The sequence below is a fragment of the Streptosporangium sp. NPDC048047 genome (genome assembly GCF_040653115.1).
Taxonomy (GTDB): Bacteria; Actinomycetota; Actinomycetes; order Streptosporangiales; family Streptosporangiaceae; genus Streptosporangium.
This window is the reverse complement of record NZ_JBEZNH010000084.1, coordinates 1-25887: the sequence shown is the minus strand read 5'-3', so window position 1 is coordinate 25887 and position 25887 is coordinate 1. Positions and strand designations below refer to the sequence as shown.

Genomic DNA, 25887 nt, shown 5'->3' with positions numbered 1-25887 from the left:
GTACCCCCGCCTGGTAGACAGGCGACCAGGCGGGGGTACGGCAGGCCGCCGAGGTCGGAGCCGAAGACCCCGATGGTCTCGGCGCCGGGCGCGATCCGGACGACCGTCTCCCCGGGCGGGCCCTCCGTCGGGAACAGGTGGGCCGGCGGCTCGACGAGCACCAGCACGCCGGCGCCCGCCGCCAAGGTCGCGTTGCTTCCGCCGGCGAAGGCGCCGTCCAGGTAGCGGCGTCCGTTGACGGTGACCGGCGGGGCGGGGAGCGGTCAGGTGAGGTCGTAGACGCGCAGCTCCCTGCGGGAGGGGACGCCGAGTTTGCGGAGGGCGCTGGCCACGTGGCTCTCGACGGCGCGGCGGGAGAGGAAGAGCTCGTCGGCGATCTCCTGGTTGGTCTTTCCGGCCGCGGCCAGGCGGGCGACCTCCCGCTCGCGTGAGGAGAGCGTCCCACCGTGGGACGGGCGCCCGCCCCTCCACGGGTAGGGGATGGGGACGCCGTTGCGGCGCATGACCCGGCTGACGCGGGCGACGTCGCGGTCCGCGCCCATCGCGGCGTACATGCGCAGGGCGGCCTCCAGCAGGCGTCCGCCGTCGGGCGCCCCGCGCTCGCCGCGCCAGCCGCCGAGGCGCTCGGTGGCTGCGGCCTCCTCGTGGCGCAGGCCGGCGTCCCGCAGCAGGACGCGCGCCGTGTCCAGCAGCTCGCACGCCTCCTGCGGGGCCGCGACCCGGGCCAGGACGGCTCGTGCGGTGAGCAGGGCCGCCCGGGCGGCCGGTGCGTCGGCTCCGGCGATACCGGCGGCCAGCTCGTCCACCACACCGGCGGCGTGCCCCGATCGGCCCGGGCCGTCGAGTGTGTCGAGGGCGTCCACGAGGCACAGTACGGCCTGCGCGCCCCAGACCCAGTTGCCCTTGGCGCGTACCCGGGCCAGCGCCGCCTCGGCGTGCCGGGCCGCGCCCGCGGCGTCGCCCAGGGTGAGCATGAGCCGGGACAGCGCCGTGCCGGCGGAGATGAGGGGCCACACGGCCCCGACGCGTTCCGCCACCGGGATCACCTCGGCCAGACGCGCGGCGGCCTCCTCGGCCGGGCCCGTCGCGGCGAGCAGCGCGGCGTGCAGCAGCTGCGCGTCCAGCGTCGCGGCGGCGAAGGTGGCCGAGGCGCCGCCCAGGTGGCGGACGCGCTGTTCCAGACCGTCCCAGCGGCCCGCGGCGTGGTCCGCCGCCGCCGTGACCAGCTCGACGATCTCCGCCAGGCGGAGGTATTCGGCTTGGTCCACGACGCGGCGGCCCTCCGCGAGCAGGGAATCGGCCTGCCGGAGGTGGCCGGTGTGGAGAGCGGCCTGAGCCCAGTTGAGGCAGGCACGGGCATGCTCGCGGGGCGCGGCCGCGAGACGGGGATCACGACGTAGCGCGTCGATGAGCCGCCAGCTCTCCGGGTCGCCCTGTTCGAGGAGGAGGGAGGCCCTGGCGATGCGCACGGCCGTCGCGACGTCGGGGTCGCCGCTGCGGCGGGCCGCTTCCTCCGCCTGGTCGCACCGGGCGGCGTGCTCGGTGACGTGCCGGTCGGCGACGGTCTCGGGCGCGGCGAGCACGGCGAGCGCGCGGCCGAGGAGGGCGGGCCGGTCGGCCAGGTCGTCCAGGGCGTCTTCGATCTGCCGATAACCGGCCCTGGCCTCGCCCTGCTGGCGTAGCAGGCGGCCGAGGGCGAACCGCAGTTCGCCGCGCGGGCGGGCGGGGATCGCCTCGGCGGCGAGGAGGCGTTCGAGCAGCGGTACGGCCTCGGCGTGGGCCAGGCCGTCGACGGCGGCCCTGCCGAGCCGGACGGCGAGCCGGACGCGTACGTCGTGCGGCGGGTCACCCGCCTCCAGGGCCTGGAGCAGGAAACGGGCGGCGGTCGCGTCGTTGCCGTGGGAGAGGGCGAGTTCGGCGGCGGCTTCGGCGCTGGCCAGGAACTCGGCGGTACGCCCGGCGAGCCGGTAGTGGTGGGCGAGCCGGGCGACCGGCCTGGGGCCGGGTACGGCCTCCAGCGCCCTGGCGGTGCCGAGGTGCAGCCAGCGGCGGGCGGCGACGGGCACGGACTCGTAGACGATCTGGCGGGCCAGGGCGTGGCGGAAGCGGCAGTGGCCGTCCTCCTCGTGCAGGAGGCCGGCGGCCTGTGCCTGCGCGAGCGCCCTGGCGATCTCGGCGGCGCCGCGCCCGGTGACCTCGGCGAGCACCCGCTCGTCAGGAGTGGTGCCGATGACGGCGGAGGCGCCGAGGATCTCCCGCGCCGTCTCGCCGAGCGAGGACAGACGCCGCAGCACGACGTCGCGGAGCACGGTCGGCACGGTGAGCCCCGTGAGGGCGTCGGGGTGGGCGGGGATGTCGCGGGCGGGCAGGTGCTCGAGGAGCGTGCGGAGCACCTCCTCCACGACGAACGGGATGCCGCCGGTCTTCTCGTACAGCAGGGCGGCGAACGTCGGCGGGAGCGCGGCGCCGAGCACGCCCTCCGCGAACTGTTCCACCTCCGGCCGGCTGAACGGGGTCAGCCCGAGCGACAGCGCGGGGCCCGAAGGCGCCCTGGCGAACGCCTCACGCAGCGGCGGAGGTACGGCGGCAGGGCGGAGGGTGACGACGACCGACAGGTCACGCGGCAGATGCGCGGCGAGGAAGGAGAGGAAGTCGTGCGTGCCGCGGTCGGCCCAGTGGACGTCCTCCAGGACGAGCACCACCGGGCTCAGGTGGTCGAGCAGGGCGACGGCCGCCCGGAACACCCGGTGCCGTTCCTCCCGTTGGTCGGGGAGCGGAGGAGGCGGCGGCGGGAGATACGCGGCGATCTCGGGGAGCAGCGGCGCCAGCGCCCCGGTCACGGGGTTGAGCGGCCGGGAGGCGGCGAGGCGGGGGCCGGCCAGGCGGATGGCGTCGAGCACCGGCGACAGCGGCAGGGGCTCGTGGAGCTGCTCACACTGGCCCACGAGGACACCGGCGGCGGAGGGCTCCGACGCGGTGAGAAGCTCACGGACCAGGCGGCTCTTGCCGATGCCCGCCTCACCCTCGATGAGGACGAGGGAGGGTGGGGACGCGACGGCGGCGCGCAGAAGGGTCAGTTCGGAGCGGCGCCCGACGAGCACCTCGGAGAGGGAGCCGGGAGGGGCGGTGCGGGCGGGCCCCGAGGGCATCCGATCACCCCCTCTCCGCCGACCACGAGCAGGTTACCGGATCACCACTCGCCGATCCCTGATCGGTACCGCCCAAAAATCCGTATACGGTACGGATCCATCTCCGGCCGGTCCTCGTTAACGTCGGCCATCGTCCGCCTGATCGGCGGCGATGCACGGAGGGCAACGATGGATCTGTCCAAAACCCCTGGCCACAGTCGTAGAAGGTGGCCGGCGATCCTGGCGGCGAGCGGCCTGGCGCTGGCCGGGCTCGCCTGGTCCGGCGGCCCGGTCACCGCCGAGGCCGGCGCGGAAGAGCAGAAGACGTACATAGTGCAGATGGCACTGGACCCCGTCGTGACCTACGACGGCGGCACCGCCGGACTTGCCGGGACCAGGCCCGAGCGCGGGGAGAAGATCGACCCCCGCTCCGCCGACGTGACGAGGTACGTGGACCACCTGCGAGGCCGGCACGACGCCGCGCTGAAGAAGGCGGGCGGCGGCCGCAAGCTGTACGAGTACGTCTACACGTACGAGGGGTTCGCGGCCAAGATGACCAAGGCGGAGGCGGCGAAGCTGCGGGCGATGCCCGACGTCGTCGCCGTCACCGAGGACCGCAAGGTGTCCGTGGCCACGTCGTCCACGCCGTCCTTCCTGGGTCTCGACGCCCGCGGTGGCCTCTGGGACCGGCTCGGCGGCCCCGACGGCGGACGTGGCGCGGGCGAGGGCCTGGTCATCGGCGTGATCGACAGCGGCATCTGGCCCGACAGCAGGAGCTTCGCCGACCCCGACGGCAGCGGGGCCGCGTTCGGCCCGGTGCGTGGGTTCAAGGGGGCGTGCGAGGGCTCCGACGCGTCGTGGAACAGCGGCCTGTGCAACGGCAAGCTGATCTCCGCCCGCCACTTCGACCAGGCATGGGGCGGCGACGCGGCGGTCAAGGAGTACATGCCGTGGGAGTTCCTGTCCCCGCGTGACTACAACGGCCACGGCACCCACGTCGCCTCCACCGCCGCGGGTGACCACGGCGTGCGGGTGACCGGGAGGGCCGCGGCGTTCGGCGAGGTGAGCGGCATCGCGCCGCGCGCGAGGATCGCCGCCTACAAGGCGCTCTGGTCGGCGCAGGACGCCTCCACGGCCAACGGGTTCACCTCGGACCTCGTCGCCGCCATCGACCAGGCGGTCGCGGACGGCGTGGACGTCATCAACTACTCCGTCTCGGGGACGCTCACCGACTTCCTCGACCCGGTCGAGATGTCCTTCCTGGCGGCCGCGCAGGCGGGCGTCTTCGTCTCGGCGGCCGGCGGTAACAGCGGTCCCGCCCCCTCGACCGTGGCGCACCCCTCCCCGTGGATCACCACGGTCGCGGCGGGCACGCACAACCGCGGCGCCCGGGGAACGGTGTCGCTCGGCGACGGCTCGGCCCGCAGCGGCGTGTCGCTGGCGCCCGAGAAGGCCGGCCCCGCCCCGCTGGTCGACGCGGCCGCGGTCGCCCTGCCCGGCGCCGACACGCGACTGGCCACGCTGTGCTACTCCGCCGCCGACAACGGCGGCAAGGCGGTGCTCGACCCGGCCAAGGTGAAGGGCAGGATCGTCGTCTGTGACCGCGGGGACACGCCCAGGGCCGCCAAGAGCGCGGCGGTGGCCGAGGCCGGCGGCGTCGGCATGGTGCTGACCAACGTGGACGAGAGCTCGCTCAACGCCGACCTGCACGCGGTGCCCACCGTGCACCTCGCCGTCGCCGACCGCCAGGCGGTCAAGGACTACGCCGCCACCGCGGGCGCGACCGCGACGATCGAGCAGGCGAAGCTCAGTGACGACGTGCCGGCGCCGTACATCGCCGAGTTCTCCTCCCGCGGCCCGCTCAACGCCGGAGGGGGCGACCTGCTCAAGCCCGACGTGACCGCACCCGGGCAGGACGTCCTGGCCGCCGTCGCGCCACCGGGCAGCGGCGGGCAGGACTTCAACCTCTACAGCGGCACCTCCATGGCCGCGCCGCACGTGGCCGGGCTGGCCGCGCTGCTGAAGGACCTGCACCCCGACTGGTCGCCGATGACCGTCAAGTCCGCGCTGATGACGACCGGCGCCGACGTCCTCGACGGACCGTCCTCCGACCCGAAGACGATCTTCGGCAAGGGCGCCGGCCACGTCACCCCGAACGCCGCCGCCGACCCCGGCCTGGCCTACGACAGCGACATCAGGGACTGGACCGCCTTCCTGTGCGCCACGACCAGGGCCGTCAAGGCCGAGACGTGCGCGTCGTTGTCCAGGGCGGGATACTCTCTCGACCCCAGCGACATGAACGTCCCCTCGATCGCCGTCGGCAGGCTCGCCGGAGAGCAGAAGGTGACCCGCAGGGTGACCAACGTGGGCCGTTCCACCGCCACCTACACCGCCTCGACCACCGGCCTGGACGGGATCGCCGCCAAGGTCGAGCCGGCCAGGCTGACGCTGAAGGCGGGCGAGACGAAGAGGTTCACGGTCACGTTCACGCGCGCCACCGCCCCGATGAACGCCTACCGCGGCGGGCGGCTCGTCTGGAAGGACCGTAAGCACACGGTGGCCGTCCCCGTCGTCGTGCGCCCGGTGCCCGAGAAGTGGGCGGCCGCCCACGGAACGGCGAACGCCCGTGACTCGGGCGAGTTCGTCGCGCTCGACCCGAAGGGCGCGCGGATGTACGTGACCGGCGTCAGCTACGACGCCGTCCCCGGCACGCTCCGCCCCAGCATGGAGACCGTCGCGTACGACGCCGCCACCGGCGCGGAGCTGTGGAACCGCGGCTACCGCAGCGACGGAGGATTCGACGAGGTCTACGGCCTGACGGTCAGCCCCGACGGGTCCAGGGTGTTCATCACCGGCGTCAGCGCCGGCAAGGACACCGGAAACGACGCCGTCACCATCGCCTACGACGCGGCGAGCGGTCAGGAACTGTGGGCCGCGCGCTACGACAGGGAGGGCGCCGGCAACGAGTTCGGCCACGCCGTCGCCGTCAGCCCCGACGGCAGAAGTGTGTACATGAGCGGCATGGTCTCCTACGAGCCAGGAAAGGACGACTTCGTCACCGTCGCCTACGACGCCGCCAAGGGCACTCCCGTCTGGACGGCGACGTACGACGGCGCCGGAGGCGACACCGACGACGCGCGGGTGGTCAAGGTGAGCCCCGACGGCTCCACGGTCTTCGTCACCGGGCAGAGCAGCGGACCGTCCGGCACCGGCCTGACCGACTGGGGCACGGTCGCCTACGAGGCGGGCACCGGCCGGCGGCTCTGGGCCGACCAGCTGAACGGCACGGCCAACCGGATCGACATCCCCGCCGCCATGGAGATCGCCCCCGACGGGAGAACCCTGCTCGTCACCGGCGCGGCCGAGAACACCGGCACGCAGACCGACGCGACCACCGTCGCCTACGACGCCTCCACCGGCCGCAGGCTCTGGACCGACAGGTACGACGGCCCGGCCCACGCGAGCGACAACCCGCACGACGTCACGTTCTCGCCCGACGGCGCCAGGGCGTACGTCACCGGTGACACCACCGGGCAGGACACCGGGGCGGACTACACCACGATCGCCTACGACGTCGCCACCGGGCGGCGGGCGTGGACGCAGCGTTACGACGGCAAGGCCGGCCGCGAGGACTCCGCCTGGGACGTGGCCGTGTCCCCTGACGGGAGCAAGGTCGTCGTGGGCGGCCAGAGCATCGACGACGAGACCGCCGGCGACGACTACGTGACGATCGTCTACGACGCCTCCGACGGCGGGCGGACCTGGGTCGGCCACTACGACGGCGACGTCGCCGCGACGGACACCGCCCGCGGGCTCGCCGTGGACGCCGCCGGCGGCGCCGGGGTCCGAATCTTCGTCACCGGCGCCAGTGCGACCGGAGGCACCCCGCCCGACCAGTTGGACATGGACTTCGTGACGGTCGCGTACGTCGAGCCGTGGAAGCGGCCCTGACGGCCCCGGCCGACCACCGAGAGGTCCGGGCGCGCCCCCGGCTCCCATCGTGGGAGCCGGGGGCGTCCCCATGAAGTCCCCGGGGCCGTGCGCCGGGCCCACCGGCCTGCGGGGGTCGCCGGCCGGTCAGCGTCCGATGGGGATCCCCGGGTAGGCGCCTCCGTTCAGCACCTCCAGCGTGATGCTCGTGCGGTCGTCGGGCGGGGCCGGGTAGTAGACGTAGGCTCTGCCGGTCTCGCCCTCCTCCAGGGCGGGCACGTAGTTCTCGACGAACTCCGTGTACATCTTGAGCGGGTGGTAGCGCGCCTTGGTGGCCGGGTCGACGAGGATGAACGCGCCGAAATCGGAGCCGGAGGAGAACTCGTGGTCCCACCCGGAGAAGGGGTCGGGGACCGGGATGAACGTGCCCTTGTTGACCTTGGTGATGTCGAAGGAGGCCACCACGTAGGCGCCGTCGCGATAGAGCGGCAGCACGTCCACCTTGAGCTGGTCCGTCTGGTTGCGGAATGACCAGGTGAAACCGGCCGCCCGCGCTCCCGGATCGGCGCGGAAGGGGGCCGGCGCCACGGTGGAGCCGCGTACCCGGTCGGTGGACGGGTCCGTGGTGGTGGTCACGTCCGGGCCCTGCTTCTTGATGGAGTAGGAGATCTCCACGCGGCGGTTTCTGGCCCGCCCCGCGGGATCGTCGCTCCCGTCCTTCTTCTGGTTCTTGGCGATCGGCTCGCTCTCGCCCTTGCCTTCCGGTTTGTACTGGTAGTCGGTGCCGAGCCTGGCGGCCAGGTACTCCTGCACGGCCCGGGCCCGCCTGACCGACAGCGTCTGGTTGTAGCCGTCGTCGCCCTTGTCGTCGGTGTGGCCGATGATCGTGATGGGCGGTTTGGCGGGGTCGGCCCGTCGTCTGGTCTCCTCGGCCACATCATCGAGCACGGCCGCCGCCTTCGCGCTCAGACGCGCTTCGTCGAAGGCGAACAGCACGTCGGTGCGCAGGCCGATCGTCTCCTTGTCCCCCTCCCGCGTGGTGCTCTTCACCGGCGTCTCCACCAGTTCGTTCAGGTCGGAGACGCCCGACCAGATCTTCCCGTTCGGCACGACGACGGGCCACTGGAACGTGTCGCCGGCCTTCGGCTCGGAGGAGTCGCGTTCACGGGCGGCCGGTTCGGCGCCGCCGTCGGTGACCGGGATGCCGGTCATCGGGCCCATCGGCATGTCGGGCACGATCGACACCGCCTCGGCGGTGGCGGGAAGCGGCGGGAAGTAGACCTCGACCGGGTAGCGCACGCCCGGCAGGAAGTCATCGGGGTAGGCGCCGGCGGGCGGGAGGTGCCTGGTGCCGAAGGCCTCGCCGTCGCCGTCGTTCTCGCGCAGGGTGAAGTACACCTTCCTGCCGACCGGGTCGAGCAGCCTGAACCTGGCGAAGGAGGCCGGCAGGATGCCGTAGCCGAAGTCGCCGATGGCGTTGGAGGTCGCCGTGGTCATGATCTCCATGCGTAACACGGTCAGCTCGGCGTGCCGCTCGACGGCCCGCACCTCGATCCTGAACGGGTTGGTGGCGTTGGCGCCGACCATGCCCTCGCTCACGTGACTTCCCGCCGCCGCGACCGGGGCGGAGGGCGGCGCCGAGGAGGCGGCGCCGGAAGCCGGGGTGGAGGGAGGCGCCGGGGGAGCGGTGCTGGAGGCGGCGGCCGACGGGGTGCCGGGCACCGGCTGATCCTCCGGCCCGCATGCGCAGGCCAGGGCCGCCGTGACCAGGAGAGCGGTCGCTTTCAACAGGCGCATGCCAAAAAGCCCCTCTCTGTCTGACAAGTCAGCACTTCAGGGTATAGATCATCTGTGCGGCACGTCTGTAGATCGGTCGAACTCGCACGTCGGCACGCTGGGCCGACCCGCCGGGCGCCTGGTTCCCGGTACCGGTCAGGGCGCGCACCGGCCGCCGCGTTCCCCCGAACGGGGGAGGAGCCTCCCCCGCGCACGGGAGGGACGGGCGCCCCGCCGGTCCTACGGTCGGATCATGGCTGGTTCCGAGGCTGACCACGATCACCCGCGACGATGGCCGGCGTACGCGATGGCGCTGCTGATGCTCGGCTACGCCGCGGGGAAGGCCGCCTTCGCCCTGCAGGCCCGGCTCGGGTTCCCGGGCGGCCCGCCGGTGTCGGCGGCCGAGGCCGAGGGCTACTTCCTCGATCCGGCCCTGGCGCAGTGGACGGCGAGCGCGTCCGGCGTGCTGGGCGCGTGCGTCGCCGTCGTCACCGTCACGGCGCTGGGACGCAGGGCGCCCAGAACGCCGATGCTGCTCGTGCTGGCCGCGATGACGCTGGCCGTCCTCGGCGGCGGCGGGATCATGGCCCTGGACGGGTTCGTCGGCATCGGCGTGGGCTGGCGGTGGTACCACGGGGTCCTCGGCGTCGCCGCCATCGCGCTGTCCGTGGAGATGTTCCGGTCCTACGCGGCGGCGACGAGACGCGCCGCGGGCTGACCGGGACCGGCCGGGCGGGTACGGCACGGCCGCGGGTTCCGGCTCCGGACGCGGGACGCCGGAGCCGTCGCGCCTCCCCCGGCTTCACGCGCGCGTCTCCTCCCGGCCGTCCCGTGCGCCCCCTTCCGGCGGGGCCGCGCCGGAAGGGGGCGCGTGCGTGAAGCCATCAGGCGTCGGCGGCTCCCGGCCGCCGGCCGTCCTCGATCGCCGGCATCCGTGACCGGCCGCCGATCGTCAGGCGTCCTCGGCCAGGACGCTTCCGTAGGCACGGGCGGCGAGGTCGGCGATGAGGCCGTGCGCGCCGAGCGGGTCGGCGCACTCGGCGCCGATCCGCGCCGCCGCGTCGCCCGCCAGGCCGGGGCCGGCCTCGGGTCCGATGAGACAGGGGGAGAGGGCGATGCGCCCGGCGCCGACGTCGCGGAGCCGCTCGGCCGCGGCGGCGACGTCCGGGCCGCCGTCCAGGGAGGCGACCAGCACGGGGAGGGTCAGCCGTGAGGCCAGCAGGACGGCCGTCGGCTGGGCCTCGGCCGCCCCGTTCGAACCGCCGACCGTGGCGAGGACGACCGCGTCGATGGGGCTTCCGACGTTGAGCAGCCGCATCCGGTCCGCGCGGGCCAGGTTCTTCTCGGCCAGGCGGATGTGCAGCGCCTCGGCGAGCAGCGGGTGCGGCCCGAGCGACTCGGTCACCCGCACCGCCGCCCCGCTCGCCGCGACCGCCGCGGCGATCACGCCGTCGGCGACCGGGTGCGGGCCGGTCAGCAGGGGAACCACGATGGCGGCCTCGCCGTCCGCGGGACGCTCGCGGGCCGCCGCCTCCAGCTCGGAGGTCAGCTCCTTGCCGTCCTCGCCGAGACCGGCGAGGCGTACTTCGATCTGTGGGTTGTCCACCCGGATCATGGACGCCAGCTCGGCGGCGACGCCTGACGCGGCGCCGAGCGTGGCGAGCACCAGCGCGGGTGCCTCGGGTGGGAGCTGGGAGGGCACGGGTCTGCGGTGCCGGCCGGAGGGCCGTACGGCGCGCCCGCGTACGGGGAGGCTGGAACTCTCACTCACAGGGGCGGACTCTAGGGGTATTTCTCCACCTTTGTTATTGAAAATGGCAGCAATTCCGTCACGACCTCCGTCATGCGGGCCGTACGGACGTCTCCGGATCCGGTTTCCTGTCGGGGCCGGTCCGGACGGTCACGGACCGTGGGCGACGGGCCGTGGGCGCGGTCGGCGGGTGCGTGCCCGGGACTCGGACGGGTCGGCGGGTGCATGCCGGGGGACTCGGACGGGTCGGAGGGTGTGCGTCCGGGGACTCGGGCGGGTCGGCGGACGCGTGCCCGGGGCCGCGCGGGTCGGCGGGTGCGTCCCGGGGGTCCGCGCGGGACGGGTCAGACGTCGCGGTACCCCTCCCACTCGTCCTCCAGGGCCGAGTGGATCACGGAGTCGCGCCAGGAGCCCCGGGCCCGCACGTGGTGCCTGATCCGGCCCTCCTCGACCATCCCGGCGACCAGCATCGCGAGCTGGGCCGCGGTGTTGGCGGGGGAGCGCGCGCCCCAGACGCGGTGCAGGCGCAGATCCCGGAAACCGAACGCGAGCATCAGCCGGATCAGGTCGGTGCCGATGCCGCGGCCCCAGTGGTCGGGCCGCAGACCGAGGCTCAGCTCGGCGCTGTGCGGGTGGTCGGCGTCGATGCGCAGACGGGCCACGCCGATGGCGTCGTCACGGTCGGTCTCGGTCACGGCGAGCACGTACAGCCGCCGGGGCTCGACGCCGGCGGCGTCCGTCGCCTCGGCGACGATCTCCTCGACCTGCTCGCGGGTGCGCGGGTCGAACGGCAGGTGCTCGGTGGCGGTGGGATCGCCGTACACGGCATGGAACGCGTCCACGTCCGCGGCGGTCACTTCCCTCAGCCGGAGCCTCTTGCCGGAGATCTCAACGTGGCGCATGGGCAGACGCTAATGCCTCAGCTGTCCCAGAAGCTAGGGACCGACACCCCGATACCACCCCAAAAACCATGAAATACACCGCGAGCCGGGTTCAGGGTGGAAAAAGGGTTGTTATCCCCCTCGCGGTCGCCCGCTCGCCCGGTCGCCCCGACGACGCCGGCCGGCTCCCGCCTCCGGCCTGGATCCCGGACGCATCCCCGTACGACCATTCGGTGGATAGTGGACAATAAGCGGATGATCTTCGCTTCCGAGGTGCTCGTGGTCACCGGTCCCGCCCTGGTAGCCGACCTCCGGCTGCTCACCGAGGTGGCCGACCGCGAGTTCGCCGCACTCGGCGTCCAGGGCAGGGTGTCGCCGGCGGCCGACCTGGCCGCCTTCCGCGAGGCGCTGGAGTCGCCCGGCCCGGTGGTCGCCGTCCCCGGCCCCGACCCCGAGGCACGAGCCCTGTTCGCCGGGCATCCGCGGGCCGTCTGGGTGGACCTCACCAAACCGGCCGCGCCGGGCGACCGGCTCCCCCCGCCCGCCTCGGGCCCCGGCGCGACGTACCTGTACGGGCGCGGGGTCAGCGGGCTGACCTGGGCGATCAGGCACGCCGTACACCGGCTGCGGTGGCCGGCCCGGCGGGTCCCCTACGGCGAGCACCCCGACCAGTGGGCCGAGGTGCGCCTCCCGGAGGGCGGCGACGCCGGGCGGGCGCCCGTGGCGGTGCTGATGCACGGCGGCTACTGGCGCTCCGTCTGGGGCGCCGACCTGATGGACGCGCTCTGCGTCGACCTGGCCGGACGCGGCTTCGCCGCCTGGAACCTGGAGTACCGCCGCCCCGACCTGCACGGCTGGGCCGCGACCACCGAGGACGTGGCGCGCGGCGTCGCACTGGCCGCCGGGGACGCCCCGGGGCCGGTCGTGGTCATCGGCCACTCGGCGGGCGGCCAGCTCGCCCTGCGCGCCGCCGCCGACGACCGCCGGATCACCCTGGCGGTCTCCCTGGCCGGCGTCGTGGACCTCGTGGAGGGCGAGCGCAGGGACCTGGGGGACGGCGCGGTGGCGGCGGCCCTCGGCGGGACGGCCGACGAGGCACCCGAGGTCTACCGCGACGCGAGCCCGATGGAACGGCTGCCCCTGGGCGTCCCCCAGCTCGTCGTGCAGGGCGGGGGCGACAACCTCGACCTCCTCGATCTGGGCCGCCGCTACGCCCGTGCCGCCCAGGACGCCGGGGACGACGTGACGTACCTGGAGATGTCCGGCGGCCACTTCGACGTCATCGACGCCGCCTCCCCGATCTGGCGCGCCACCGCCGGCGCCGTCACCGGCCGCGTCCTCCCTCCCGGCCACGCCTCCCGCGGCCTTCCCCCGGAGGCGTGAGGGCGGCGGGACCTACGGCGTCAGGGGCCGCCAGGGGACCGGGCTGGAGAGCACCATCATGCTCGACGGGTGCCCGTACGGCGCGAGCCGGTCGATCAGATCCTCGAACGCCGTCATCGACGAGGCGGCCACCCGCAGCAGGCAGCAGGTGTCGCCCGTCACCCGGTGCACCTCCAGGATCTCCGGCCAGGCCAGCGCCTGCTCGTCGCGCAGCACGCAGCGCGGCCCGTAGCAGGACATCCTGATCAGCGCCGCCACCCCGCGCCCGGCCAGCGCCGGGTCGATCCGCGCGTGGTAGCCGATGATCACCCCGGTCTCCTCCAGCCGCCGCACCCGCTCGGCCACCGCCGGGGCCGACATGTGCACCCGCCGGGCCAGCTCGCTGTAGGACAGCCGCGCGTCCCGCTGCAGCTCGCCCAGCAGGGCCCAGTCCATGGCGTCCACGGTCACACTCCGTCATGTCGCAAACCGAACCGGCCGGACGCCTTCCGTTCCGAAGGCGGAAGACGCCCATCGCCTTCGGTTGATTATTTCGCAACACGCGACTCCGGAGCACCATGGAAGTGGATCGGAAACATGCGAGGAGTACACGATGACCGCCACCAGGCAGCTCAGCGAGCATGACCGCGAACTGCGGTCCATCGCCAACGAGGGCCTGCCCACGCTCGCCTTCGACAGCGCCACGCCGTACGACGACTACGTCGGGACGGCGATCCTGCACCGGCTCCAGCGCACCGTCACCGACGCCCCCGAGGAGCTGGCGTTCCTGGTGACCACGCAGGTGATGGAGCTGTACTTCGGCCTGCTGCGCGCGGAGTGGCAGCTCGCCCAGCGCCAGCTCGACGAGGACGACGCCGACGCCGTGACCGCGACGATCAGGCGTTCCGTCCGGCACTTCGAGGCGCTCAACGCCGCCTGGGCGTCGCTGAGCTGGCTCACCCCGGCGCAGTTCAACCGGTTCCGCGACGCGCTCGGCGAGGCGTCGGGCTTCCAGTCGGCGGCCTACCGGCACGTGGAGTTCCTGCTCGGCAACAAGTCCGAGGCTCTCACCCGCCCGCACCGCCGCAGCCCCGAGACCTACCGGGAGCTGGTCAAGGCCCTCTCCGAGCCGAGCCTGTACGACTCGGTGCTCGCCTTCCTCGCCCGGCGGGGCCACGCGGTCCCGCGGGAGGCGGTCGAGCGCGACTACGCCGCCGACTACGAGCCCAGCCCCGAGGTCGAGGCCGTCTGGGTCGAGGTGTACGGCGGGCCGCTCGCCCCGCTCGGCGAGGCGCTGACCGACCTGGCCGAGAAGTTCTCCGACTGGCGCTACCGCCACGTGATGGCGGTGCGCCGCTCGATGGGCGCCAAGCCCGGATCCGGCGGGTCCAACGGCCTGGCCTGGCTGGAGCGCAGCATGCAGCGCCAGATCTTCCCCGAACTCTGGACCGCCCGCACCTTCATGTGAGCCGTCCCGGCCCGCCACGGCGGGCCGGGACGGTCGTGCGACCCGGTGAACCGGTGGCCGGCGAGGCCGCCGGGCCGGCCACTGTACGGCGGGGCCGCCGGCACGCCACCCGGGGAGTCCGTCGCGCGCCCCGGGCCTCGCGACGGTCAGGACAGGGTGTTCTTCATGGACTCCAGGTGCGCGCGGCTGAGCCGGGACGCGGCGGCGGGGTCGCGCGCCGCGACCGCCTCCACCACGGCCAGATGGGTCGCGTGATCGTCCCCCGGTGATCTCACCGGCCGGATCCGCAGCATCTCGATCATCGCCGGACGCAGGCGCGGGACGAAGCCGTCGAAGAGCTCCAGCAGGATCTCGTTGTGCGAGGCGAGGACGATCCGCCGGTGGAACGCCATGTCGGCGTCCACCAGCTCCTCCACGTCGTGGTAGCGCTCCGCGCGCGCCCGCAGGGCGCGGCGCGCGGCCCGCAGGTCGGCGGGCGTGCGGCGCTCCGCCGCCAGGGCCGCGGCCTCGGACTCGATGGCGATGCGCGCCTCGATGACCGAGGTGATGGCCGCCCGGCGCACCACGGAGTCCCAGTCCTCCTGGACGTCGAGGGCCGTGACGAAGACACCGGCGCCCTGCCGGGGCTGCAGCACCCCCTTGCCCGTCAGCTCGCGGACGGCCTCCCGCACGGTGGAGCGGCCGACGCCGAGCTGCGCGGCGAGCACCGTCTCTCCCGGCAGCTTCTGGCCGAGCGCCCATTCACCGGCGCGGACACGAGCGAGCAGTAACTCGGCGATCTGACCTGACAGAAGGTTCCGCCGCACGTCGAGCATGGAGGACCTCTCAGCTTGTCTGAGGAGTTGAAGATTGTTACAGTCTAGCCCATGTCGTTCCGCGGACTGCTTCTTCTCGGCTGCCACGGCGGGGTCTGATCCGACCGGCTCCCCGCCGTGGAGCCTTCTCGTCCCGCCGGTCGCCCCCTCACGAGGCAGGCAAGGAGAAGCCCCACATGTCCATCGACACGCCGTGCGGCGAGATACCGGCGGGCGCTCCCGCGTGGAACAGGCAGCGCCGCTCGCAGATGCCCTCGCACCGATACCTCGACGTGCACTCCCGGGTGGAGGTGCCGCTCGTCGAGCGGGACTGGCCGGCCGCCCGCCTGACCAGGGCGCCGCTGTGGGTGCCCGTCGACCTGCGTGACGGCAACCAGGCCCTGGCCGAGCCCATGGACCCCGCCCGCAAGCGGCGTTTCTTCGACCTCCTGGTCGCCATGGGCTACAAGGAGATCGAGGTCGGCTACCCCTCCGCCTCGCAGACCGACTTCGACTTCGTCCGCCTCATCGCCGACACCGGCCTGGCCCCCGCCGACGTGACCGTCGTCGTGTTCACGGCCGCCCGCCGCGACCTGATCGAGCGGACGGTCGCCTCGGTGCGCGGCATCGCCAACCCCGTGGTGATCCACATGTACACGGCCACCGCGCCCACCTGGCGCGAGGTGGTGCTCGGCGCCTCACGCCGGGAACTCAGGGAGCTCATTCTGGCCGGCGGCCGCGACGTGCTGGAACTGGCCGGCGACATGCCGAATGTGCGCTTCGAGTTCTCGCCCGAGGTGTTCAACCTCACCGAGCCCGGCTACGTGCTGGACGTGTGCGACGCGATGACCGAGCTGTGGCGGGCCACACCGGCCCGGCCGGTGATCCTCAACCTGCCCGCGACCGTCGAGGTGGCCACGCCGAACGTCTACGCCGACCAGATCGAGTACATGCACAAGAACCTGGCCCGCCGCGACTCGGTCATCCTGTCGGTGCACCCGCACAACGATCGGGGCACCGGCGTCGCCTGCGCCGAGCTGGCGATCCTCGCGGGCGCCGAGCGCGTGGAGGGCTGCGTGTTCGGCAACGGCGAGCGCACCGGCAACGTCGACATCGCCACGCTCGCCCTCAACCTCCACGTCCAGGGCGTCGACCCGATGATCGACTTCTCGGACATCGACGAGATCCGCCGGGTGGTCGAGTACTGCACGCGCATCCCGGTGCACGAGCGCCACCCCTACGCGGGCGATCTGGTCCACACCGCCTTCTCCGGCACGCACCAGGACGCCATCAGGAAGGGTCTGGCCGAGCATCGGCGACGGGCCGCCGACACGGCGACGCCGGAGCGGGAGTCGGCCTGGCGCGTGCCGTACCTGCCGATCGACCCCGCCGACCTGGGCCGCGCCTACGACGCGGTCATCCGGGTGAACTCCCAGTCCGGCAAGGGCGGCGTCGCGTACCTGCTGGAGTCGGAGTACGGCATCGAGCTGCCGCGGCGGCTCCAGATCGATTTCTCTCGGCACGTGCAGCGGCACGCCGACGCGACCGGCGGTGAGGTCACCGCGGCCGAGCTGTGGGAGCTGTTCGACCGGGTCTACCTCGCCCCGGGCGACTCGCCGGTGACACTGAAAGGCTGGGAGTCCACAACGGAGTCCACCACCGTCACCCTCGCCGTGGGCGACGAGGCGGTGACGCGCGCCTACCCCGGCGCCGGACCGGTCGACGCGCTGACGCGGGTGCTGGCCGAGGCGGGCCACCCGGTGGAGATCCTCGGCCTGACGCAGCAGTCGCTCGGCCCGGGGAACGGCGGTGACGCGATCACCTTCCTGGAACACCGGGGCGGGTGGTCGGCCGGCCGTAGCGAGTCGGTCCTGGAGGCCAGCCTGACCGCCGTGCTCAATGCCGCGGCCCGCCGGAGCGCAGCGCCGTGACGAAGGCGGCGATGGCCGGGTGATCCCCCGACCCGCGGCGGAAGGCGATCAGCGTACGGCGGCGCATCGGCAGCTCCGCGAGCCGGACGCCGCCGGGCGGGTCGGCGGCCCCCAGCTCCGGCACGAGCGCGACGCCCTGGCCGATCGCGACCATCGCCAGCACGGTGGCGAAGTCGTCGACGTGGTGCCGGATCCGCGGGGCGAACCCGGCCGCCTGGCAGGCCCGCACGGTCATCGCGTGGCAGAGGGTGCCTGGGGTCGAGGTGATCCAGGGGGCGTCGCGCCACCGCGCCAGCGGATCACCGCCGGCACCGCCTCCGGTCCCGCCCGCGCCTCCACCCGTGCCGTCGCCCCCGCCCGTGTCGCCGTACGCGCCCGCCCGCTCCGCCGGGAAGCCGGTACCGTCCGGGAAGCCGGCACCGTTCAGGGAGGCGGCACCGGCCGGGGAGGCGAGGAACATCGACTCCTCCAGCAGCGGCCGGGAGTCGAGGGCCAGGTCGGGGGCGGCGGGGACGAAGTCGTACTCGTGCACGAGAGCCACGTCCAGGTCGCCCGCCCGTAGCCGCGGCGCCACCTCGGCGGGGTCGATCTCGTCCACCATCGGCTCCAGCCCGGGATGGTCGCGGCCCAGGGCGGCCAGGGCCGCGGGCAGGATGGCGCGGGTGGCGGTGGGGAAGGCGCCGATCCGGACGACGCCGGTCAGGTCGGTCCGCGCCGCGGCCAGCTCGGCCGCGGCCTGCTCCAGCCGTTCCAGCACGGCCTCGGCATGGCCGACCAGCGCGACCCCGGCGGGGGTCAGCCGTACCCGGCGGCCGGTCCGTTCCAGCAGCGCCGTCCCGGCCTCCCGTTCCAGTACGGCGAGCTGCTGGGAGACGGCCGAGGGCGTGAAGGCCAGGGCCTCGGCGACCGCGGCGATCGTGCCCCGGTGGGCCAGTTCGCGCAGCAGGCGGAGACGTCGCACATCCAGCATCAGTTCAGCTTAACGTTCTCGGAAGAAAAGCGAACTGGACCTGCACGGTCGGCGGCCGGGAAGCTGGAGGCATGAACCTGAACGGTGTCCTCGTCCCGCTCGTCACCCCGTTCGCCGAGGACGGCGAGATCGCCCTCGCGGCGCTCGAAGACCTGGCGTACGCCGCCCTCGACGAGGGCGCGACCGGGCTGGTCGCCCTCGGCACCACCGCCGAGGTCGCCACGCTGGCCCCCGACGAACGGCAGGCGGTCGTCGAGGTCTGCGGCCGGGTGTGCCGGGAGAGGGGCGCGACGCTCGTCGTCGGGGCCGGGTCGAGCGACACCCGCGGATCGGCCGCCGCCCTGCTCGCCCTCAAGGACCGCGCCGACGCCGCGCTGGTCACCGTGCCGTCCTTCGTCCGGCCGTCCGAGGCCGGGGTGCTCGCCCACTTCGCCGCGCTGGCGCAGGAGACCCCGGTGCCGCTCGTCGTCTACAACATCCCCTACCGGACCGGCCAGTCCGTCGGCGCCGCCACCCTGCGGCGGCTGGGGGAGCTGCCCATGGTGGCCGGGGTCAAGCACGCCGTCGGCGGCGTCGACCAGGACACCGTCACCCTGCTGGCCGACCCGCCCGAGGGGTTCGCGGTGCTCGCCGGCGACGACCCGTTCTTCTCCGCGCTGCTCGCGCTCGGCGCCTCCGGCGGCATCCTCGCCTCCGCCCACCTGCTCACCGCCCGGTTCGCCGAGCTGGCGCGGGCGTGGCACGCGGGCGACGTCGCGCACGCCCGGACCCTGGGGCACCGGCTGTCCGTCATGTCGGCGAGCCTGTTCACCGAACCCAACCCCACGGTCCTCAAGGGCGTGCTGCACGCCCAGGGCCGGATCCCGACCGCGGCCGTCCGGCTGCCGCTGATCCCGGCCTCCCAGGCGTCGGTCGACGCCGTCCTCCGGCTCCTCTGACCACGCGGCCGGGGGGCGGTCAGGAGGGCCAGGAGGTCAGGAGGTCTGGCAGCCCGGACACCAGAACAGGTTGCGGCCGGAGAGGACCCCGGTGCGGACCTCCGTCCCGCACAGCAGGCACGGCATGCCGAAACGCCGGTAGACGTAGACCTCGCCGCCGTGGCCGTCCACCCGGGGCGGGCGGCCCATCGCCTCCGGGGTGTGCTCGGGCCGGACCGTGTCGATCCGGCCCACGCGCACCCCCTCGGCCATCAGGAACACCAGGTCGTCCCAGATGGCGGCCCACTGCTCGCGGGTGAGGTCGCGGCCGGGCCGCGCCGGGTCCACCCCCTGGCGGAACAGCGCCTCGGCGCGGTAGATGTTGCCCACGCCCGCCACCACCGACTGGTCCATCAGCAGGACGCCGATGGAGGTGCGGCTGCGGCCGATCCGCCGCCAGGCGAGCTCGGGGTCGGCGTCCGCGCGCAGCGGGTCGGGGCCGAGCCTGGCGTGCAGCGCCTTCTTCTCGCCCGGGTCGAGCAGCTCGCAGGTGTTGGGCCCGCGCAGGTCGGCGTGGTGGTCGGGGCCGGTCAGGCGCAGCCGTACCGCGCCGACCGGGGCGGGCGCGGGCACCGGGCCGAAGGCGTACTTGCCGTAGATGCCCAGGTGCACATGGAGCCAGGTGTCGTCGTCGAAGCCGAGCAGCAGGTGCTTGCCGTGCGCGTCGGTCTCGCGCAGCACCCGCCCGTCGATCCGGGCGGCCCCGGCGGCGAACCGGCCCTGCGGGCTCTCGGCGCGGATCGCCCGGCCGCCGAACAGCTCGCGGTGCCGCGCGGCCAGGCGGTGGATGGTGTGTCCCTCAGGCATGATGCGCACAGGATACGGCGCGTCCGGCGCCCACCCGTACGGAGCCGGTTCAGCCGGGCCCGGGGCCGATGCCGGTGGGCCGCCCGGAGTCGGCGACGGTGGGACCGAGCCACGCGAGCGGGTGGGGGCCGGCGACGGTGGGACCGAGCCACGCGGCCGGGTGGGAGCCCGCGCGGTCGGGGCCGGGCGCGAACGCGCCCGAGACGAAGCCGATCGACATTCCGAGGACGGCCGCGCCGAGAACCGCCGCGGTGAGACGCCGTGAACGCATGGTTTCCTCCATCGGGATCGATCGCGGGTGCCACGTGGCGCCCGCGTCCTGCCGGTCGGATCGGGGACGCGCCAGGTGAACGCGGGCTCTTCTCCGCCCGCCTCGCGGTCTCTCCGGAAAGCCTCCCGGCCGTTCGGCGGGTGGCTTTTCCGGAGACATGTCCCATCGTGGACCGGTCCGCTCAACGGACTGTTGCAGGCGGACGCAGCGGACTGTTGCAGGGGGATTGCCGCCTCAGAGCCAGCCGTACTCCTCTGCGATCAGCGCCGCCTCCGCGCGGGTGCTCGCCCCCGTCTTGCCGATGGCCGAGGACAGGTGGTTGCGCACCGTGCCGTTGGACAGGGACAGGGCTCTGGCGATCTCGGCCACCGTGCCGCCGCCGCGCGCCTGCCGCAGCACGCCGCGCGCAGCCGTTCCGCCAGGCCCGCCAGGCCGTTCCCGGGCCCGTGCGAGCGGGCGGGGGACCGGCCGTCGTCGCGGATCTCCAGCGACGACTCGCCGAGCCGTACCTCGCACCGGGCGGCGCCGCTGTGCCGTACGACGTTCGTGACCCCCTCGCGCAGCACGTACGCGAACGGTTCCCGCAGGTCGGGGGAGACGTGGTCCACGGCGTGCGGCAGCGTGGCCCGGATGCCCGCCGCCCGCAGCGCCGCGCGGGCCCCGGCCAGCTCGACGGCCAGCGACGGCCGGCGGCGGCCGGAGACGGTCGCGCGGACCTCCGCGTGCGCCTCCCGGGAGAGCCGTTCGGCGTCGCGCAGTTCGGCCACCGCCCGTTCCCGGTCCGCCCCGCTCTCCAGCAGGCGGCGGGCCAGGCCGGTCTTCGCGGTGATCGTCGTGAGGGTGTGCCCGAGGACGTCGTGCAGGTCCCTGGCCAGCCGGGCCCGCTCCGCCGCGGTCGCCAGCGTCGCGATCTCGTCGCGGGCCTGGCTCAGCTGGACGATCAGCCGGACCAGCATCATGATCGCCACCGGCGTGACGGTGCCCGGGATGACCGCGATCCCGGCGTCCGCGTCCACCGAACCGGTCACCGCCCAGACCACGGCCAGCCGCCCCGCCGCGGCCACCAGGCCCAGCAGGACGCCCCAGCGGGCGGGCAGCAGCCACACGGCCGCGGCGAGCGCGTAGACGAGGCGGTCCAGACCGGCCAACGGGTCGTCCTGAAGCAGGACCAGGCCGCCGCCCTGTCTCCACCCGGCCGCCGCACCCTGAGCCCGCCGTCGCCACGGACCCGCCGTCACACCCGGGACCGTGGTCATCCCGGGGCCGCCGTCACTTCGGAGACGGTCTCGAGATGGCCCTTGTCCCCGAAGGGACCGCCGCGCCGGTCAGGTGCGCGCGCTGTCCCGCCGGTAGCGGGCGATGACGGCCGCGCCCAGCACCACGCCGACCACCGGGGGAAGCGCCACCAGCATGGCCACCGACGCCTTCGCCACCAGGTAGCCCCCGCCGGAGAGCGGGGTCAGGCGGAGCTGGCGCTGCCAGCCCGAATTCCGCTCCACCGCCGTGCGGGCCCCGGTGTCGAGCGCCGCCTTGAGCGCTCCGAAGGCCGCGAGCCCGCCCATCGTGTACGCGGCGGAGCCCCGGCCGCCGACACCGGTGAACATGCCGGCCTCCAGGAGGAAGAGCCCGACCGGCAGGACCACGGCGAACAGGAGGAACTTCGTGTCGCGCAGCGCCCGCCTCACCCGGCTCGACGAGAAGGTCGATCCCGTCCACGGCGCGCACGTCGCCGTAGTGTCTGCGGAGGCCGTGTGCGGCCACCGCGTGTCGATGCGTTCGTTCCATGCCGCAAGCCTCCGCCGCGGACGGGTCCTTCTCCTCGGCCGTCTGTCACGACCGGCCCACGACAGATGTCACGGGTCACCCGGCACGGGTCGTCGGCGCGGGTCGTCGGCGCGGCGAGGGACCCGCCTGTCCCGGCCGGTTCCGGTGCCGGATCCGATCAGCCCGGCCGGTCCGGTCAGACGGTCCGGTGACCGTGGCGCGCGTGGACGGCGACCGCGGCCGTGTGCGCCGTCGCGGCGAGGAGCGCCCCGGCGGCGTAGGCGGCCAGGTCGACCGCGCCGAACGTGCTGCCGAGCACCAGCCGGGCGAGCACGCTCGCCTCCGACAGCGCCGCCGGGACCGGGGTGAGCTGGGCGAACTCCACCGCCCAGCTGAACGCCAGCGCGCAGGCCGCCGCACGGAACGGCGAGACCCGCGGAACCGCCGCGACGACGAGCGCGTGCACGAGCACGGTGTACAGGGCGTCCCCGGCGTACTTGCCGAACCAGCCGCCGGTGAGCGCGCGGACCCCCAGCCCGGCGGCAACCGTGACGACGACCGCGAGGACGGCGGGCAGCCGCGCACGGACCGCCTCGAACCGGCGGGGCGGGCCGGCGGGGGCCGGGGTGTCCGGGGAGGTGCGGGGAGCGGCGGGCACGGCCACACCATAGCGGCCGCACGCCACGGCAGCGCACGCCACCGCACGCCACGGCACCGCATCGCACCGTGCCGCCCGCATCGCACCGTGCCGCCCGTTCCGTGCCGCCCGTACCGTGCGGCGCCGTTCCGTGAGGCCGGGAGAGCCGTCGGCGCCGGTGCTCTCGCGGCCGGCGGTCAGGAGGGCTGGAGCTCGTCGAAGAGAGCGAGGGCCTGGGCGGGGTCCGGGCTCACGAGGCGTTCCAGCCCGGCCGCCGTCATCCCCGCCCACCCGCCGGCCCGCGCCTGCATCCGTTCCTCGAAGGCGCGGACGGCCTCGTCCAGGTCGCCGGGACCGGGGGCGGCGGCGACGGCCTCGGCGAGTTCGGCGCCTTCCAGCATCGCGAGGTTCGCGCCCACCCCCAGCGGGGGCATCAGGTGGGCGGCGTCGCCCAGCAGCGTCACCCCGGGGACGTGGGCCCAGGTGTGGGACACGGGCAGGACGTGGAGGGGACGGTGGAAGAAGGCGGTGCCATGGCGCAGCAGGTCGAGGACGGGAGCGGCCCAGCCGTCGAACAGCGCCATCAGGGCCGACCGTACGGCCTCGGCGTCGGTCAGGTCCAGGCTCGCGCCCATGCCGGTGTTCAGGCCCATGTGCCGGTCCGGGTCCGTGTGCCAGTCCAGCGGCGCGCGGAACTGGGCGTACACCTTGACGTGGCCGCCGCTGTTGCGCTGGGCGACGAGGCCGCGGTTCACCCCGTACACGGCCACGGCGCCGTCGCCGATCAGCCGGGCGAGGGCGGGGTGGCGGGTGTCGACGTCGTCCAGGGAGGTCTCGACCGCGGTGATGCCGGTGTAGTGCGGCGTCGCGGACGAGACCGCCGGACGGACCCGGGACCAGGCGCCGTCCGCGCCGACCACGAGGTCGAACGTCTCCCGCCGCCCGTCGGCGAAACGGACCAGCGCGCCGTCCCGGGTTCCCGGCGTCACCTCCGTCACCTCCCGCCCCCACCGGACGTCGAGGGGGCCGAGCAGCAGGTCGCGGAGCTGCCCGCGGTCGATCTCGGGGTTGGCCCGCTCGTCCGGGCGGGGCCGCCAGTCGCGGAGGACGGTTCCGTCGGTGTCCAGGATGCGCATGGCCTGCCCCTCGGGGCGGGACAGCGCCTGGAACCCCGCGAGCAGCCCCGCCTTGTCCAGCGCGAGCTGGCCCATCTTCTCGTGCAGGTCCAGAGTGCCGCCCGGGGGGCGGGCGTCGGGGGCGGGATCGCGTTCGAGGACGGTGACGGGGTGACCGTGTCGATGCAGGACGCGGGCGAAGGTGAGGCCGGCGGGTCCGGCTCCGATCACGGCGATACGGTGTCTCATATCGATACACTGTATTGATCTGTTGCGCTGTATCGCAACAGTACGATGTAGCCATGACCGTGTGGGATCGTCCGGAGCCGCCGGCCCGCCCCGTGCCGCTCGACCGGGAGCGGATCGTCGCCGCCGCCATCGCGCTGGCCGACGAGGGCGGGCTGGAGGCGGTGTCGCTGCGCAAGGTCGCCGCCCGGCTGGACGTCGGCCCGATGCGGCTGTACGGATACATCTCCACCAAGGAGGAGCTGTTCGACCTCATGGTGGACGAGGTCTACGCCGAGATCCTCCCCGAGGAGCGGCCCGGTGACTGGCGGGAGGCGCTGCGCGTCCTCGCCTGCCGCACCAGGCGGGCCGCCCTCCGCCACGAATGGCTGGCCGACCTGCTCGGCGGCCGTCCGGCCCTGGGCCCGAACGCCCTCGCCGTGAGCGACACCACGCTGGACGCCCTCGACGGCCTCGCCGGCCTCGACACCGTCATGCGCGCCGTGGAGACCGTCAGCGCCTACTTCATCGGCGCGATCAGACGCGAGGTCGCGAACCTGCGGGCCGAACGTGCCACGGGCCTGTCCGACCGCGACTGGCAGCGCGCCTCCGGCCCGCACGTGACGAGGATGCTGGCCACGGGCCGCTTCCCGGCGCTGGCCAAGTTCGTGCACGACGGCACGGAGGTGGACGCCGAGACGTCCTTCACGACCGGCCTGGACTGGGTCCTCGACGCCGTGGCCGCCAAACTCGCCCCGCCGCCGATCGACGCCGTGGCCGCCGGACTCGCCCCGCCGCCGCCGTCGGCTGACGCCGGGACGTCAGCCGGTGACGGGCCGGGCGGGGAGGCCGTGCGGGCGGGCCTTCGCCAGGACGGTCTCGGCCGTCCCGCAGAGCCGTACGGCGAGTAGGAAGCGGTGCCGGTCGCCGATCCGGCGCGGCTCGAAGGAGATGTGCGCGAAGGGCGCCCGCGGCGTGCTCGTCCTCGCCAGCCGGTCCAGCTCCCGCTCGACCCGGGCCCACTCCTCACCCGGGACGTACTGGCGCATGATCGAGTGCCAGACCACGGTGAGCGTGCCGGGCTCCGGCCGTACCCGGGCCAGGAAGTCGGCGGCACCGATGGCCTCTACCTGGGCGGGAACCCTGGCGGCCACCCGCAGGGCGCCCTCCAGCCGGGAGAGGCGCGCGGTCTGGTCGGGCCAGACGTAGGCGCGCAGCGCCAGCGCGCCGCCGGGGGAGAGCGGGTCGATGGGCGCCGGGTCGCAGCCGCGCCGCTCGATGAAGGTCAGCTCCGGGCGCTCGGCCGCGGCGTCCAGGAGCCAGACGGGCGGGGCGTCCGCCCAGGCGTCGTCCAGCACGACCGGGGAGTCGGCGGGCCCCCAGGCGAAAGCGCCGGCGGTGTAGCGGAAGCGGTCGGCGCGCAGGTTCAGCCCGGCGCCGGCGCCCGGCTCGAACAGCCGGATCGGCAGCGGGGCCGCCCCGGTGACCTCCAGCAGCCCGGCGATCAGGAGGTTGGACCTGCCGACCTCGTTGGTCTGCGGCGGACGGGTCATCCAGTCGCGGACCCACCCCGGCTCGGCGGCGACGGCGTCGCGGAAGGCCCGCCAGCAGGGCTCCGGGTCGTCCAGGTCGAACGAGCCGCCCGTGCTGGGGTAACAGGCCGCCAGGTCCGGGGCCCGGCCGGTGAGGGCCAGGGCGTGCACGCCGCCCAGCAGCCGCAACGCGACGGCGTCAGGCCCGGGGGCGTCCTCGTACCCGGCGAGCGCGGCGGCGCAGGGACCTCCCTCGCGGACGTCCTCAGCCACCCGCTCCAGCAGGAACGCGTACAGCGGCGAGCCGAGGCTCCGGCAGGCCCGGGCCTGGTGCTCGACCATGACGGCGGCGCGCTCGCGGGACATCGGACCCCTCCTGACCAGGCGCCGGTCCACCCGATCGCCCGACCGGGCGCCGACTCACCCGCATACCGACGAGCATGCACCCCCGCCGATCCGCGCGGCCGGGCGGGGGTGGGTCAGGCCCGGCCCGGCGGTACACGGGTGTGCTTCCGGTCACGTCCAGCGAAGTGGTGTATGAGCCGCCCTTCGCGTGATCCTGTTTCTGC

The 25887-nt window shown here is 74.3% G+C and carries 21 protein-coding genes and 2 pseudogenes; 7 read left to right on the top strand and 16 right to left on the bottom strand.

Annotated elements, in window-relative coordinates; genetic code table 11:
• On the bottom strand, positions 1-185 hold a 185-nt coding region (locus tag AB0D67_RS37000), incomplete at its 3' end, for a hypothetical protein (protein ID WP_362946453.1).
• A gap of 78 nt (positions 186-263) precedes the next feature.
• Positions 264-3149: an AAA family ATPase gene (locus tag AB0D67_RS36995; RefSeq protein ID WP_362946451.1), complete on the bottom strand. Its 2886-nt coding sequence runs from the start codon at positions 3147-3149 to the stop codon at positions 264-266.
• A 168-nt stretch (positions 3150-3317) separates the two neighbouring features.
• Between AB0D67_RS36995 and AB0D67_RS36990 the strand changes: the two genes are divergently transcribed.
• Positions 3318-7079: a S8 family serine peptidase gene (locus AB0D67_RS36990; RefSeq protein WP_362946449.1), complete on the top strand. Its 3762-nt coding sequence runs from the start codon at positions 3318-3320 to the stop codon at positions 7077-7079.
• Between the two features lie 126 nt (positions 7080-7205).
• Here AB0D67_RS36990 and AB0D67_RS36985 read toward each other — a convergent pair whose 3' ends face one another.
• On the bottom strand, positions 7206-8855 hold the full coding sequence (locus tag AB0D67_RS36985; RefSeq protein WP_362946446.1) for an OmpA family protein: 1650 nt from the start codon (positions 8853-8855) through the stop codon (positions 7206-7208).
• A 232-nt stretch (positions 8856-9087) separates the two neighbouring features.
• Here AB0D67_RS36985 and AB0D67_RS36980 point away from each other — a divergent pair, with 232 nt between their 5' ends.
• On the top strand, positions 9088-9552 hold the full coding sequence (locus AB0D67_RS36980; protein ID WP_362946444.1) for a hypothetical protein: 465 nt from the start codon (positions 9088-9090) through the stop codon (positions 9550-9552).
• A gap of 234 nt (positions 9553-9786) precedes the next feature.
• On the opposite strand, the gene AB0D67_RS36975 is transcribed toward AB0D67_RS36980, so the two are convergent.
• Both AB0D67_RS36975 and AB0D67_RS36970 read right to left on the bottom strand, forming a co-directional pair.
• On the bottom strand, positions 9787-10605 hold the full coding sequence (locus AB0D67_RS36975; RefSeq protein WP_362946442.1) for a hypothetical protein: 819 nt from the start codon (positions 10603-10605) through the stop codon (positions 9787-9789).
• A gap of 323 nt (positions 10606-10928) precedes the next feature.
• Positions 10929-11486, bottom strand: coding sequence for a GNAT family protein (locus tag AB0D67_RS36970; RefSeq protein ID WP_362946439.1), 558 nt, complete (start codon positions 11484-11486; stop codon positions 10929-10931).
• A 234-nt stretch (positions 11487-11720) separates the two neighbouring features.
• Between AB0D67_RS36970 and AB0D67_RS36965 the strand changes: the two genes are divergently transcribed.
• On the top strand, positions 11721-12848 hold the full coding sequence (locus AB0D67_RS36965; protein ID WP_362946436.1) for an alpha/beta hydrolase: 1128 nt from the start codon (positions 11721-11723) through the stop codon (positions 12846-12848).
• 12 nt (positions 12849-12860) lie between these two features.
• Here AB0D67_RS36965 and AB0D67_RS36960 read toward each other — a convergent pair whose 3' ends face one another.
• Positions 12861-13283: an Lrp/AsnC family transcriptional regulator gene (locus AB0D67_RS36960; RefSeq protein WP_362946458.1), complete on the bottom strand. Its 423-nt coding sequence runs from the start codon at positions 13281-13283 to the stop codon at positions 12861-12863.
• 157 nt (positions 13284-13440) lie between these two features.
• Between AB0D67_RS36960 and AB0D67_RS36955 the strand changes: the two genes are divergently transcribed.
• Positions 13441-14295: a tryptophan 2,3-dioxygenase family protein gene (locus AB0D67_RS36955; RefSeq protein ID WP_362946434.1), complete on the top strand. Its 855-nt coding sequence runs from the start codon at positions 13441-13443 to the stop codon at positions 14293-14295.
• Between the two features lie 146 nt (positions 14296-14441).
• Here the strand turns inward: AB0D67_RS36955 and AB0D67_RS36950 are convergent, their stop codons facing one another.
• Entirely contained in the window at positions 14442-15110 is a 669-nt protein-coding gene (locus AB0D67_RS36950) for an FCD domain-containing protein (protein WP_362946431.1), read from the bottom strand.
• Positions 15111-15358: 248 nt separating this feature from the next.
• Here AB0D67_RS36950 and AB0D67_RS36945 point away from each other — a divergent pair, with 248 nt between their 5' ends.
• The gene (locus AB0D67_RS36945) at positions 15359-17020 is read left to right on the top strand and encodes a 2-isopropylmalate synthase (RefSeq protein ID WP_362946456.1); all 1662 of its coding nucleotides are present in this window, start codon (positions 15359-15361) and stop codon (positions 17018-17020) included.
• Here the strand turns inward: AB0D67_RS36945 and AB0D67_RS36940 are convergent.
• Positions 16986-17990, bottom strand: coding sequence for a LysR family transcriptional regulator (locus AB0D67_RS36940; RefSeq protein ID WP_362946428.1), 1005 nt, complete (start codon positions 17988-17990; stop codon positions 16986-16988). The two genes, AB0D67_RS36945 and AB0D67_RS36940, sit on opposite strands and share 35 nt — an antisense overlap.
• 71 nt (positions 17991-18061) lie before the next feature.
• Between AB0D67_RS36940 and AB0D67_RS36935 the strand changes: the two genes are divergently transcribed.
• The gene (locus tag AB0D67_RS36935; RefSeq protein ID WP_362946426.1) at positions 18062-18928 is read left to right on the top strand and encodes a 4-hydroxy-tetrahydrodipicolinate synthase; all 867 of its coding nucleotides are present in this window, start codon (positions 18062-18064) and stop codon (positions 18926-18928) included.
• 36 nt (positions 18929-18964) lie between these two features.
• Here the strand turns inward: AB0D67_RS36935 and AB0D67_RS36930 are convergent, their stop codons facing one another.
• The 7 genes and pseudogenes from AB0D67_RS36930 to AB0D67_RS36900 all read right to left on the bottom strand — a co-directional run bounded on the left by AB0D67_RS36930 (position 18965) and on the right by AB0D67_RS36900 (position 23810).
• Positions 18965-19774: a DNA-formamidopyrimidine glycosylase family protein gene (locus AB0D67_RS36930; protein WP_362946424.1), complete on the bottom strand. Its 810-nt coding sequence runs from the start codon at positions 19772-19774 to the stop codon at positions 18965-18967.
• A gap of 49 nt (positions 19775-19823) precedes the next feature.
• Complete coding sequence (locus AB0D67_RS36925) at positions 19824-20045, bottom strand: hypothetical protein (RefSeq protein WP_362946421.1); 222 nt, start codon at positions 20043-20045, stop codon at positions 19824-19826.
• Between the two features lie 234 nt (positions 20046-20279).
• Positions 20280-20450: pseudogene (locus tag AB0D67_RS36920) on the bottom strand (LuxR C-terminal-related transcriptional regulator); the annotation flags it as partial.
• 290 nt (positions 20451-20740) lie between these two features.
• Positions 20741-21001, bottom strand: a pseudogene (locus AB0D67_RS36915) (histidine kinase); the annotation flags it as partial.
• A 369-nt stretch (positions 21002-21370) separates the two neighbouring features.
• Positions 21371-21730 (bottom strand): hypothetical protein, encoded by a 360-nt coding sequence (locus AB0D67_RS36910; RefSeq protein WP_362946419.1) that lies wholly within the window; start codon positions 21728-21730, stop codon positions 21371-21373.
• Positions 21731-22005: 275 nt separating this feature from the next.
• Positions 22006-22467: a DUF2809 domain-containing protein gene (locus AB0D67_RS36905; RefSeq protein ID WP_362946416.1), complete on the bottom strand. Its 462-nt coding sequence runs from the start codon at positions 22465-22467 to the stop codon at positions 22006-22008.
• Positions 22468-22643: 176 nt separating this feature from the next.
• On the bottom strand, positions 22644-23810 hold the full coding sequence (locus AB0D67_RS36900; protein ID WP_362946414.1) for an NAD(P)/FAD-dependent oxidoreductase: 1167 nt from the start codon (positions 23808-23810) through the stop codon (positions 22644-22646).
• A gap of 53 nt (positions 23811-23863) precedes the next feature.
• Here AB0D67_RS36900 and AB0D67_RS36895 point away from each other — a divergent pair, with 53 nt between their 5' ends.
• The gene (locus AB0D67_RS36895; RefSeq protein WP_362946411.1) at positions 23864-24697 is read left to right on the top strand and encodes a TetR/AcrR family transcriptional regulator; all 834 of its coding nucleotides are present in this window, start codon (positions 23864-23866) and stop codon (positions 24695-24697) included.
• On the opposite strand, the gene AB0D67_RS36890 is transcribed toward AB0D67_RS36895, so the two are convergent.
• Positions 24608-25684 carry a DUF2332 domain-containing protein gene (locus AB0D67_RS36890; RefSeq protein ID WP_362946408.1) on the bottom strand — a complete coding sequence of 359 codons (1077 nt, stop codon included), beginning with the start codon at positions 25682-25684 and terminating at the stop codon, positions 24608-24610. The genes AB0D67_RS36895 and AB0D67_RS36890 overlap by 90 nt on opposite strands.
• Positions 25685-25887: the final 203 nt, after the last annotated feature.

Bases quoted from the DNA above. Each gene is read 5' to 3' on its own strand.
- AB0D67_RS36925 (WP_362946421.1), bottom strand. From the start codon at position 20,045: ATGCGTTCACGGCGTCTCACCGCGGCGGTTCTCGGCGCGGCCGTCCTC.
- AB0D67_RS36960 (WP_362946458.1), bottom strand. From the start codon at position 13,283: ATGGACTGGGCCCTGCTGGGCGAGCTGCAGCGGGACGCGCGGCTGTCC.
- AB0D67_RS36965 (WP_362946436.1), top strand. From the start codon at position 11,721: ATGATCTTCGCTTCCGAGGTGCTCGTGGTCACCGGTCCCGCCCTGGTA.
- AB0D67_RS36900 (WP_362946414.1), bottom strand. From the start codon at position 23,810: ATGAGACACCGTATCGCCGTGATCGGAGCCGGACCCGCCGGCCTCACC.
- AB0D67_RS36995 (WP_362946451.1), bottom strand. From the start codon at position 3,149: ATGCCCTCGGGGCCCGCCCGCACCGCCCCTCCCGGCTCCCTCTCCGAG.
- AB0D67_RS36890 (WP_362946408.1), bottom strand. From the start codon at position 25,684: ATGTCCCGCGAGCGCGCCGCCGTCATGGTCGAGCACCAGGCCCGGGCC.
- AB0D67_RS36930 (WP_362946424.1), bottom strand. From the start codon at position 19,774: ATGCCTGAGGGACACACCATCCACCGCCTGGCCGCGCGGCACCGCGAG.
- AB0D67_RS36990 (WP_362946449.1), top strand. From the start codon at position 3,318: ATGGATCTGTCCAAAACCCCTGGCCACAGTCGTAGAAGGTGGCCGGCG.
- AB0D67_RS36970 (WP_362946439.1), bottom strand. From the start codon at position 11,486: ATGCGCCACGTTGAGATCTCCGGCAAGAGGCTCCGGCTGAGGGAAGTG.
- AB0D67_RS36935 (WP_362946426.1), top strand. From the start codon at position 18,062: ATGAACCTGAACGGTGTCCTCGTCCCGCTCGTCACCCCGTTCGCCGAG.
- AB0D67_RS36955 (WP_362946434.1), top strand. From the start codon at position 13,441: ATGACCGCCACCAGGCAGCTCAGCGAGCATGACCGCGAACTGCGGTCC.
- AB0D67_RS36940 (WP_362946428.1), bottom strand. From the start codon at position 17,990: ATGCTGGATGTGCGACGTCTCCGCCTGCTGCGCGAACTGGCCCACCGG.
- AB0D67_RS36985 (WP_362946446.1), bottom strand. From the start codon at position 8,855: ATGCGCCTGTTGAAAGCGACCGCTCTCCTGGTCACGGCGGCCCTGGCC.
- AB0D67_RS36895 (WP_362946411.1), top strand. From the start codon at position 23,864: ATGACCGTGTGGGATCGTCCGGAGCCGCCGGCCCGCCCCGTGCCGCTC.
- AB0D67_RS36945 (WP_362946456.1), top strand. From the start codon at position 15,359: ATGCCCTCGCACCGATACCTCGACGTGCACTCCCGGGTGGAGGTGCCG.
- AB0D67_RS36950 (WP_362946431.1), bottom strand. From the start codon at position 15,110: ATGCTCGACGTGCGGCGGAACCTTCTGTCAGGTCAGATCGCCGAGTTA.
- AB0D67_RS36980 (WP_362946444.1), top strand. From the start codon at position 9,088: ATGGCTGGTTCCGAGGCTGACCACGATCACCCGCGACGATGGCCGGCG.